Annotated in this window: 9 protein-coding genes; 2 read left to right on the top strand and 7 right to left on the bottom strand. The window is 71.5% G+C overall.

All coding sequences use genetic code 11. The features are described from left to right. Positions 1–198: 198 nt before the first annotated feature. A complete protein-coding gene (locus tag ITP53_RS50735; protein WP_195902672.1) occupies positions 199–1,773 on the top strand; it encodes an amidohydrolase in 1,575 nt (524 codons plus the stop codon). 12 nt (positions 1,774–1,785) lie between these two features. Here the strand turns inward: ITP53_RS50735 and ITP53_RS50730 are convergent, their stop codons facing one another. The 7 genes from ITP53_RS50730 to ITP53_RS50700 are packed head-to-tail and all read right to left on the bottom strand — an operon-like array spanning position 1,786 to position 8,323. Continuing rightward, positions 1,786–2,634, bottom strand: a complete 849-nt coding sequence (locus tag ITP53_RS50730) for a fumarylacetoacetate hydrolase family protein (RefSeq protein WP_195902669.1) — start codon at positions 2,632–2,634, stop codon at positions 1,786–1,788. Positions 2,635–2,642: 8 nt separating this feature from the next. Next, positions 2,643–4,244, bottom strand: coding sequence for a tripartite tricarboxylate transporter permease (locus tag ITP53_RS50725; RefSeq protein ID WP_195902668.1), 1,602 nt, complete (start codon positions 4,242–4,244; stop codon positions 2,643–2,645). 11 nt (positions 4,245–4,255) lie between these two features. Beyond that, positions 4,256–4,819, bottom strand: a complete 564-nt coding sequence (locus tag ITP53_RS50720) for a tripartite tricarboxylate transporter TctB family protein (RefSeq protein ID WP_195902667.1) — start codon at positions 4,817–4,819, stop codon at positions 4,256–4,258. Then, a complete protein-coding gene (locus ITP53_RS50715) occupies positions 4,816–5,817 on the bottom strand; it encodes a Bug family tripartite tricarboxylate transporter substrate binding protein (RefSeq protein WP_328818469.1) in 1,002 nt (333 codons plus the stop codon). Before ITP53_RS50715 ends, ITP53_RS50720 begins: the two co-directional genes overlap by 4 nt. 10 nt (positions 5,818–5,827) lie before the next feature. After that, complete coding sequence (locus tag ITP53_RS50710; RefSeq protein ID WP_207757582.1) at positions 5,828–6,316, bottom strand: PaaI family thioesterase; 489 nt, start codon at positions 6,314–6,316, stop codon at positions 5,828–5,830. 11 nt (positions 6,317–6,327) lie between these two features. Next, on the bottom strand, positions 6,328–7,104 hold the full coding sequence (locus tag ITP53_RS50705) for an enoyl-CoA hydratase-related protein (RefSeq protein WP_195902666.1): 777 nt from the start codon (positions 7,102–7,104) through the stop codon (positions 6,328–6,330). Positions 7,105–7,108: 4 nt separating this feature from the next. Next, positions 7,109–8,323 carry a CaiB/BaiF CoA transferase family protein gene (locus tag ITP53_RS50700; RefSeq protein ID WP_195902665.1) on the bottom strand — a complete coding sequence of 405 codons (1,215 nt, stop codon included), beginning with the start codon at positions 8,321–8,323 and terminating at the stop codon, positions 7,109–7,111. Positions 8,324–8,441: 118 nt separating this feature from the next. Here ITP53_RS50700 and ITP53_RS60795 point away from each other — a divergent pair, with 118 nt between their 5' ends. Then, entirely contained in the window at positions 8,442–9,284 is an 843-nt protein-coding gene (locus ITP53_RS60795; RefSeq protein ID WP_195902664.1) for an IclR family transcriptional regulator, read from the top strand. Positions 9,285–9,810: the final 526 nt, after the last annotated feature.

Here is a 9,810-nt window from a genome sequence, read left to right as displayed (position 1 = left end):
CTGACCCCGCCGCGCACTGACCCGCCGCATCCTGACCCCCCGCATTCTGACCCCGCACGACGCCCTGACCTCCCGCACGACGTTCCCCCGCACGACACGTTCTGATCACCGCACGACGCTCTGATCCCCCACGACAAGGAGACCGCAGTGACCTTTTCGCCCTCCACCACCGTCATCACCGGCGGGAAGGTCCTCACCATGGACGCCGCCAACCCGGTCGCGGAGGCCGTGGCCGTGCGGGACGGCCGGGTCCTGGCCGTGGGCCGCGACCCGGACGTGCTGGCCGCGGCCGGTCCAGGCGCCGAGGTCGTCGACGCGGGCGGGCGCAGCGTGCTGCCCGGCTTCATCGACCCGCACAACCACCTGCTGTCCACCGCCGAGACGCTGGTGGCGGTGGACGCGCGGTATCCGGCAGTGGGCGGCGCCGCCGACCTGGTCGCCGCGATCGCCGCGGAGGCCGCGAGGACCCCGGCAGGCCAGTGGATCCGGGCGTACGGGATGGACGACGCGAAGTTCCCCGGCGGCCGGCCCACCCGGCGGCAGCTCGACGAGGCCACCACCGAGCACCCGGTGATCGTCTACCACGTGTCCGGGCACCAGGCGGTGGTCAACTCGGCCGCGCTGTCCTGGCGCGGCATCGGCGACGGTGTGGCGGACCCGGCGGGCGGTGCGTTCGTCCGCGACGAGGGCGGCAGCCTCACCGGCATGGTGCTGGACTCGGCGATGGAGCTGCTCCTGCCGGTCGCCGTGGACATCGGCTGCCACGGCCCGAACTTCCACGTCGACCTCCCCCTGGAGCAGTTGCGGTCGTGGCTGGAGCTGGCCGGGGAGACGTACCTGCGGGCCGGGGTGACCACCGTGTGCGACCCGCAGGTCTCGCGCCGAGAGCTGCTCGTCTACCGCTCCGCCTGGGACGCGGGCACGCTGCCGGTGCGCACGGTCGTCATGCCGTTGTCGCACATGCTGGACGAGCTGACCTCGATCGGCCTGGCCGGGCCTTTCGGGGACGACCGGCTGCGGTTCGGGGCGATGAAGTTCTACTGTGACGGCACGCTGCTCGGCGGGACCGCGATGTTCGACGAGCCGTACGGCGAGGGCTTCACGGGGTCGCTCTACCACCAGCCAGGAGAGCTGGTGGATCTCGTGCGCCGGGCCGCGGCCGCGGGCTGGCAGGTCGGCATCCACACCCAGGGCGACCGGGCGATGGGCTACTCGCTCGAAGCGATCAAGGCGGCCGTGGCGGTCTCCGGGGACGACGCCAGGCCCCGGATCGAGCACTGCGGCCATCCGACGCCCGCCCAGGTCAGGGAGTTCGCCACGCTCGGCGTGATCCCGGTCAACCAGCCGAACTTCCTCCACGACAGCGGCGGCGACTTCGTGCGCAGGCTCGGGGAGCGGCGGGCGCACCGGTTGCAGCCGATGCGCGAGGAGCTGGACGCCGGGCTGCGGCCCGTCCTGTCGAGCGACTCGTTCGTCTCGTCGCTGCGGCCGATGGAGACCGTCGCGAACGCGGTGCGCCGCCGTACCAGGGAGGGCCTGCCGATCGGGGCCGAGCAGGCGATCACGCTGGCGGAGGCGCTGCGGGCGCACACGATCGACGCGGCGCACGCCCTGCGCATGGAGGACAGGATCGGGTCGCTGGCGCCCGGCAAGCTGGCCGACGTGGCGGTGCTCGACGCCGATGTCGAGAGCCTGCCCGCGCGGGACCTGTCCGGGGTCGACGCGTGGCTGACGATGCTGAACGGGCGGATCGTGTACCGCGCCGCGAGCTGAGGACCGGGGCGGCTACGCGCGGATCACCGGGTTGCGCAGAGTGCCGACGCCGGGGATACGGCACTCCGCGACGTCCCCGTGGCTCAGCACGACCGCGCCCGGCGTGCCGGTGCAGATGACGTCGCCGGGGAAGAGCGGCATGACCTTGCTGTGGAAGCTGACCAGGAACGCCGGGTCGTAGCGCATGTTGCCGACGGTGTTGCTCCTGCGCACCTCGCCGTTGAGCACCGTGGAGACCTCGACGGCGGCCAGGTCGCCCACGGCCTCGATCACCTCGGCCAGCTCCACGATCTCCGGGCCGAAGGACAGGAACCCGGGGAAGTTCTTGGACCGGGTGAGGAAGCGCGGGTTGCGGGCCAGGATGTCCTCGGCGGTCTGGTCCAGCAGCGTGGTCACGCCGAAGACGTGGTCCAGCGCATCCTCCGGCTCCACGTCGCGGCACGGGCGGCCGATCACCAGGCCCAGCTCGGCCTCGGCGGTGACGCGCTCGCTCTGCCTGGGCAACGGGATGGGGTCCCCGGGGCCGATGATGGTGTGGTCTCCTTTCATGAACGACGCCGGCTCCTCCGGCACGGTCTCGGTGAGGTCGGCCGCGTGGGCGACGTAGTTGAGCCCGATCCCCCAGATCTTCCTGGGCCGCCGGTACGGCGCGGTGAAGGTGACCGCCTCGGCCGGGCGGAACGCGGTGTCCGGCGCGTCCGCCGCGAGGCGGGGCAGGCGGTCGGGCGCGTCGGTGCCGAGCAGGGCCATGAGGTCGCCGGTGTGGCCGGGCAGCAGGGCGGCCAGTTCGGCCACGCCGCGTTTGGGGTCCACCAGGACCGGGATCTCGCCGCGCTCGTCGCGTACGGTGGCAAGGCGCATGTTGTCTCCTACCTCTCCGGCGGGCTCTCCAGTGCCCGGTCCACGATATGCTCGCCGCTGCCGTCCTCCCCGGCTCCCTGCCCCGAGTCCGGCTCCGGGTCCTTTGGCGGCCTGCGGCGGGCGCGGGCGGTCCGTACGGCGAGCGGCAGCGCCAGCAGCAGGCCCAGCACGCAGAGCAGCGCGATCGAGGTCGGCCGCTGCACGAAGATGCCGAAGCCGCCACCGGAGATGATCAGCGTCTGGCGCAGGGTCTCCTCCGCCAGCGGGCCGAGGACCAGGGCGATCACGGTCGCCGCCGGCACCAGACCGAACCTGCGCATGAAGAACCCCAGCACGCCGCACGCGAGCATGATGCCGACCTCGACGATGCTGTTGTTGACGGCGTACGTGCCGAGCACGCACATGACGACCACGATCGGCGCCAGGACGTGGAACGGCACCCGCGCGATGGTCGCGAAGACCGGCACGCAGAACACGTTGAGCGCGAGCAGCACCGCGTTGCCGAGGTACATGCTGGCGATCAGCCCCCAGGCGAACTCCGGGTTCTGCTCCATCAGCAGCGGTCCCGGCTGCAGCCCCCACATCAGGAACCCGGCGAGCAGCACGGCGGTGGCCGACGAGCCAGGCAGGCCGAGCGTGAGCAGCGGCACCATCGCGCCGGACGTGGCGGCGTTGTTGGCCGCCTCGGGGCCGACGAGCCCCGGCATGGCGCCCTTGCCGAACCGCTCCGGCTTCTTGGAGACCGACTTCTCGACGCTGTACGACATCAGTGAGGCGACCGTGGCCCCCGCCCCGGGCGCGCAGCCGACGAAGAACCCGAGGATGGAGCCGCGTACCATGGACCAGCGCGACTCCACCCAGTCCTGCGCGGTGGGCCAGAACCGGCCGCCGCGGGCGCGTACGTCGAAGTAGCGCAGGCGTTCCAGGTGGCCGCCGTTGTAGAGCGTCCACAGCACCTCGCCCACGCCGAACAGGCCGATGGCGACGGGGATGAAGTCGATGCCGTTGATCAGCTCGGTCGAGCCGAACGTGTAGCGCTGCTCCCCTCCCCCGACGTCGATGCCCACCGTGGCCAGGCAGAACCCGAGCAGCGCGGAGACGGCGCCGAGCACCATGTTCCTGCCCACGATGACGATGAGCGCGAGCAGGCCGGCCATCACCACCAGGAACAGCTCCGGCGGGCCGAAGCTGGCCGCCACGGCCGCGGTGGCGGGCGCGGCGAGGCTCAGCAGCAGCGTGCCGACCGTGCCGGCGACGAACGACGCCAGCGCCGCCATGACCAGCGCGGGCCCCGCCCGGCCCTGTTTGGCCAGCGGGTAGCCGTCGAACGTGCTGGCCACGGTCGCGGACTCGCCGGGGGTGTTGATGAGCACGGACGTGATGGTCCCGCCGTACATCGCGCCGTAGTAGACGGCGGCCAGCATCACGATGGCGCCGCCCGGGTCCATGCCGAAGGTCAGCGGCAGCAGGATGGCCAGGCCGGCCGACGGGCCGAGGCCGGGCATCACGCCGACCACCATGCCCATCAGCACGCCCGCCCCGAGCAGGAGCAGGTTGACCGGGGACAGGGCGTGGCCGAGGCCGTTGAGCAGGTTGCCGAGAATGTCCATCGTGGCCTCCGTCAGGGCAGGGGTAGGACGCCCTGCGGCAGGCCGGTGTCAAGCCCGACCTCGAACAGCAGGTACAGGGCCAGCGGCACCAGCACGCTGAGAACCAGGTCGGCGACCACGGTGCGGCGGCCGAGCAGCCGCGACAGGACGAAGATGAACAGCGCGGCGGTGAGGACCGCGCCTAGCGGCAGGAACAGGATCAGCAACCCCGCCAGCGCGGCGCACGTCAGCGCGAGCAGCCTCGGGTGCCGCCCGTGCCCGGCTTCCTCCTCCGTACCGGCTTCACGGGCCGGGCGCAGCGAGCGGACGATCGCCACGCAGCACAGCGCCATGCCCGCGACGCCGATGAGGCGGGGGAAGAAGCCGGGGCCGATGCGGCCGGCCGTGGTCCGCCACTCCATGCCCATGGCGAGCTGCGTGTAGACCGCGAAGATCACCAGGATCACGGCGAGGAATGCGGTGAAGGACGTCGCCGCGAACCTGCCCGCGCGTGCCGTGGCCGGGGTGCCCGGTGTATCGACGGGCGTATCGGCGGGTGTGTTCGGCCTGGCGGCCGGGGTGCCCGGGGCGGTCATTTGATCGCTCCGTGCTCCCGCAGGACGGTTTCCAGCTCGCCGGCCGTCTGCTTCAGGTACGTGTGGAAGTCCTGGCCCCAGCGCAGGTCCTCGGTGAGCTGGTTGACGGTCAGATACTGCTTCCACTCAGGGCTCCGCACCACCTTCTTCATCGTCGCGATCCACCAGTCCTGGGCGTACTTGGGGGCGTCCGGGGCGAGGATCAGGCCGCGCGGCATCGACGGCAGGTCCCGGTAGCCGAGCGACTCCCCGGTGGGGATGTCCGGCAGCGACGCGAGCGGTTTGCCGCCGGTGAACATCAGGCCGTTCATCTTGCCCGCCCGCACCTGGCCGGCGATCTCGGCCGGGTTGGACATCGCGGCGTCCAGCGCGCCCGACAGCAGCGAGGTCTGCAACTGCCCCTCGTCGTTGAACGGCACGTAGTCGATCTGGTAGCCGGCCTGCCTGGCGAGCAGCGCGTGCAGGATGAAGTCGATGTTGACGGTGCCGATGCCGCCGACGGCGACCTTGCCCTTGGTCTTGGCGTGCTGCACCCACTGCTGCCAGGAGGTGATCCCGCTGGTGGAGTTCACCACGAACAGCGCGTTGTCGGTGGCGAGCAGGCCCACCGGGACGAAGTCGTCGTACGTCCATCCGGTGCTGGCCTGCAGCGGGGTGGTGATGAACGAGCCGGACGTGGTGGAGATGCCGTACGGGTCGCCGCGATGGCTGAACAGGTAGCCCCAGCCGGTCGCCCCGCTGCCGCCCTCGCGGTTCTCCACCCGGATGTCGCCCGGGTAGAGTTTCTGCTTGTTGAGCAGGTCGATCAGCTTGCGGGCCATGATGTCGTTGCCGCCGCCAGGACCGAACGCGATCGTCCAGTCCATGTCCTTGCTCGGGTAGTCCTCCGGCTTCTCGCCGCCGGTGGCGGCGTCGCCGCAGGCGGTGAGGGTCAGGGCGGTCACCACCGCCATGATGATCGTCGTGATGCGGCTTCTCGGTGCCGGCTTGTTTCGCACGTGGGCCTCCTTACTGCGGGTCACTCCTGTCCCCCGCGCCCCCGATGCTGGTTGTTGGCGTGCTCTGGTCCAGGCGGTGCCACGCTCCGGTGGCGTGCGCGGCCTGCCGCCCCGCGGTGTCGTACATGCGTGACTCCATGTGGACGAGGCGGCCGCCCGGGCGCAGGAACCTGGCCTCGCACCGGCAGTCGCCGATGATCGGCCGGAAGAAGCGCACCTGCAGGTCCACGGTGGTCGCGACCGACAGGTAGCGGCGGCACAGGTGTCCCATGGAGATGTCCATGGCGGTGGCGATGACGCCGCCGTGCAGCGAGCCCTGGGGGTTGGCCAGGTACGGCGCGTACGGCAGCTCCACCGCGCAGCACCGCTCGCCGTCGTCGTAGGTGATCGTCAGGTCCAGGAACCTGGCCAGGAAGAACGTGCCGAAACCTGGTTCGGTCCGGTCGAGCGCGGCCTTGACGTGGGCCAGCAGGCCGTCGCCGTCGATGCTCGGGTCCACCCGCTCCCCCCTCACTCGAAGGAGGGCGGACGCTTGGCCAGGAAGGCCCGTACGCCCTCGGCGTAGTCGTCGGTGTCGAAGGAGGAGTTGCGCAGCGCGGCGGTCTCCTCGTCGTCCTCGGTCTGGCCGTCCACGATCCGGCCGATGATCTCCTTGGCGGCCCTGACGCTGTACTGGGCACGGGTGGTGAGCAGTTCGGCGAACTCGTACGTGTGCCGCTCCAGCTCGTCCGTGGCGGTGACCTCGTCGACCAGGCCGGCGCGCAGCGCCAGCGCGGCGTCGAGCTGCGAGCCCGACATCAGCATCCACTTGGCCCTCGACGGCCCCACCAGGTCGACCAGCCGCTTGGTCGACTCCAGGCTGTAGACGAGCCCCAGCTTGGCCGGGGTGATGGCGAGCCGCGCGCGCTCGTCGGCGAACCTGATGTCGCAGGCCAGGGCCAGTCCGCAGCCGCCGCCGATGCAGTAGCCGTGCACCATCGCGATCGTCGGTTTGGCCAGCCCGGCCAGTGCCCGCTCGGTGGCGGCCACCCGCTCGTTGTAGGACCGCGCGCTCGTGGCGTCGCCGCGTACCTCCTGGAACTCGCTGATGTCGGCTCCCGAGGCGAACGCCCGGGTGCCCGCGCCCCGCACGACCAGCACCTTCACGGCCGGGTCCGCCGCGACGCCGTCGAGCACGCGCGGCAGCTCCTCGTACATGCCGAGGCGGATCGCGTTGTGGCTCTCCGGGCGGTTCAGCACCAGCGTGGCGACCGCCCCGGAGCGCTCCAGCAGTAGATCGTCGGACATGGGCTCACTCCTCGTGCAGGTTCGGGTGCTGGTCGAAGGCCACGCCGTCGGCGTACAGGCGCTCGATGTCCTGCTCGGCGCAGCCGAGCTCGCGCAGGACCTCTGTGGTGTGCTGGCCGAGCCACGGCGCGGGACCCTTGACCCGGTACGGCAGCGCGCCGAACTTGGCGGGCGGCGAGATCGTGCGCATCTGGCCGATGATCGGATGCGTCATCTCGCTGATCATCTCCCTGGCGGACGTGTGCGGGTCGCCGAGCGCCTGGTCGTAGGTGAGCACAGGACCGCCGGGCACGCCCGCCTTGTCCAGCGCCTCGATCCACTCCGCGGTGGTCCTGGTGGTGGTGATGGCCTCGATCTCCGTCTCCAGCTCGTCGATGACCGCCATCCGGTCGCCGAGGGTCAGGAAGCGGGGATCGTCCAGCCAGCCGGGCCGGTCCAGGACGTCGAGCACGAGCCGCCGCCACAGGCGGTCGTTGTTCGCGCCGATGGTCACGAACCCGTCCGCGGTCCGGTACGCCTGGTACGGCGTGGACCTGCGGTGACGGGTCCCGGTCGCCTGCGGCACCTCGCCGTCGGCGAAGTAGGCGCCCGACTCCCAGACCGTCCACGCCAGCGCCGCGTCCACCAGGGAGATGTCGATGTACTGGCCCTCGCCGGTGACGCGGCGGTTCAGCTCCGCGGCCAGGATGGAGTAGATGGCGGTCGAGCCGGCCGCGATGTCGGTGACCGCGATGCCGACCTTGGCCGGCCGCCCGCCCGGGTGCCCGGTCATCCGCATCAGGCCGGTGGCGCCCTGCGCCATGATGTCGAAGCCGGGGCGGTCGCGATAGGGGCCGGTCTGGCCGAAGCCGCTGATGGAGCAGTAGATGATGGCGGGGCGGCGGGCGCGTACCGACTCGTGGTCGATCCCGAGCCGCTTCACGACGCCCGGCCGGAAGTTCTCGATGATCAGGTCGGCCCGCTCGGCCAGGCGCAGGAACAGCTCACGGCCGCGCTCGTCCTTCAGGTCCAGCGACACGCTGCGCTTGCTCCGGTTCGGCATGCCGAACGGGTAACTCTCGCCGTTGATCTTGGGCGCCAGGCGGCGGGAGTCGTCGCCCGTGCCGGGTTGCTCGATCTTGATCACGTCCGCGCCCAGCTCCGCCAGCACCATCGTGCAGTACGGGCCGGAGAGGAAGCGTGTGAGGTCGAGGACTCGGAATCCGTCTAGTGGCAGCAAGAACGCTCACCATCCCGCATTATGGGATATCATTCCGTATTACAGGAAAACTAAACGTAACATGCTTGATGGTCAATGCTTTGAAGGCCAAAATGCGTCAATACTTGGGAGGTGAGCGGTGACGACATCTGAGGACGCGCCGCCGGAGCCGGCCGCCGCGCGTTCGGCCGTCCAGGCGATCGACCGGGCGGTCGCCATCCTGCGCTGCTTCAGCGCGCGCTCACCCGAGCTGGGCATCAGCGAGATCTCCCGCGCGACCGGGCTGTCCACCAGCACCGCCCACCGGCTGCTCACCGCGATGCTGCACAACCGCCTGGTGCGCCAGACCGCGCACCGCCGTTACGCCCTCGGCCCGCTGCTGATCCAGCTCGCCCGCAGCGGCGCGGTGCCGACCACGCTGCGCGACATCGCGCTCGGGCCGATGCACGAGCTGCGCGACCTCACCGACGAGACGGTGGGCCTGCACGAGCTGCTGCCCTCGTTCGAGCGCGCGGTGGTCGACCAGGTGGAGAGCCGCCAGCCGCTGCGCCGCACCTACACCGAGCTGGGCGAGGCCATCCCCCTGGTGTACGGCGCGCCCGGCAAGGCCATGCTCGCCTTCGTGCCCGAGGCCACTCGCGAGCGGCTGCTGGCCACGCCGATCAGCAGCGTGACCCCGGCGACCATCACCGACCCCGGCCTCCTGCGCGCCCAGCTCGACGAGGTGCGCGAGCGCGGCTTCGCCACCTCGTACGCCGAGCGCACCCCTGGCATCAGGACCGTCGCCGCCCCGGTCTTCGACCACACGGGCAAGGTCGTCGGCTGCCTCAGCGTCAGCGGCCCGGAGACCCGGATGCCGCAGGAACGGATGGACGAGCTCACACCGCTGGTCACGGCCACCGCCTGGACCATCTCCGAGTCCCTCGGCGCCCACCTGTCCCCCAGGCTGTCCAACGGCCAACCGGCCTTCGGACCCTCCTGACGTGAGCGCGTAAGGCTGCTGGGCCGGGCGGCGAGCGCTCGGGCCAGGGCCTCCGGGTGTGCTCGGGGGCGGGGAGACGCGGAGCACGGGTTCGCGCAGGTCGAGTGGGGCGCGGGCGGTCGGGACGACGCCGACCAGCAGGGATGTGGCGGCCGCGCGGGCCGCGGCGTGCTCGGCCGTGTCATCCGGCGGAGGTCTCAGTGTGACGAGGGCGGACGGTTCGCCGAGCGGTTCGGCCACCCGCCAGCCGCCTGCACCGTCCAGCAGACCACGCGCCGTGCGGCCGAGGCCTGCCAGGTGGACGTAGATCGCGGGCGGGCCGAGCTCGTGGTGCTCGACCACGGCCGCGCCGAGCCCGGCCCGCGCCGCGATCGCCCCCTCCGCACTCTCGTACCGCGCCGCGCCCACCCTCGGCACCGGCTCCTCGCTCTCGTCCCGGACAGCGTCCGTTCTGGGGGTCGGATCTGGGGGATTTGGCCAGTGGTGGGTGCCCAGGGTGGGGGAGGCGGCGTCCATGGCGGGGGTG

Source organism: Nonomuraea cypriaca (assembly GCF_015645445.1).
GTDB lineage: Bacteria > Actinomycetota > Actinomycetes > Streptosporangiales > Streptosporangiaceae > Nonomuraea > Nonomuraea cypriaca.
The sequence above is the reverse complement of the archived record's forward strand: the minus strand, read 5'-3'. Positions and strand labels throughout refer to the sequence as shown.

Excerpts from the sequence above, each read along its gene's own strand:
- ITP53_RS50735 (WP_195902672.1), top strand. The coding sequence starts at position 199 with ATGGACGCCGCCAACCCGGTCGCGGAGGCCGTGGCCGTGCGGGACGGC.
- ITP53_RS50730 (WP_195902669.1), bottom strand. The coding sequence starts at position 2,634 with ATGCGCCTTGCCACCGTACGCGACGAGCGCGGCGAGATCCCGGTCCTG.
- ITP53_RS50725 (WP_195902668.1), bottom strand. The coding sequence starts at position 4,244 with ATGGACATTCTCGGCAACCTGCTCAACGGCCTCGGCCACGCCCTGTCC.
- ITP53_RS50720 (WP_195902667.1), bottom strand. The coding sequence starts at position 4,819 with ATGACCGCCCCGGGCACCCCGGCCGCCAGGCCGAACACACCCGCCGAT.
- ITP53_RS50705 (WP_195902666.1), bottom strand. The coding sequence starts at position 7,104 with ATGTCCGACGATCTACTGCTGGAGCGCTCCGGGGCGGTCGCCACGCTG.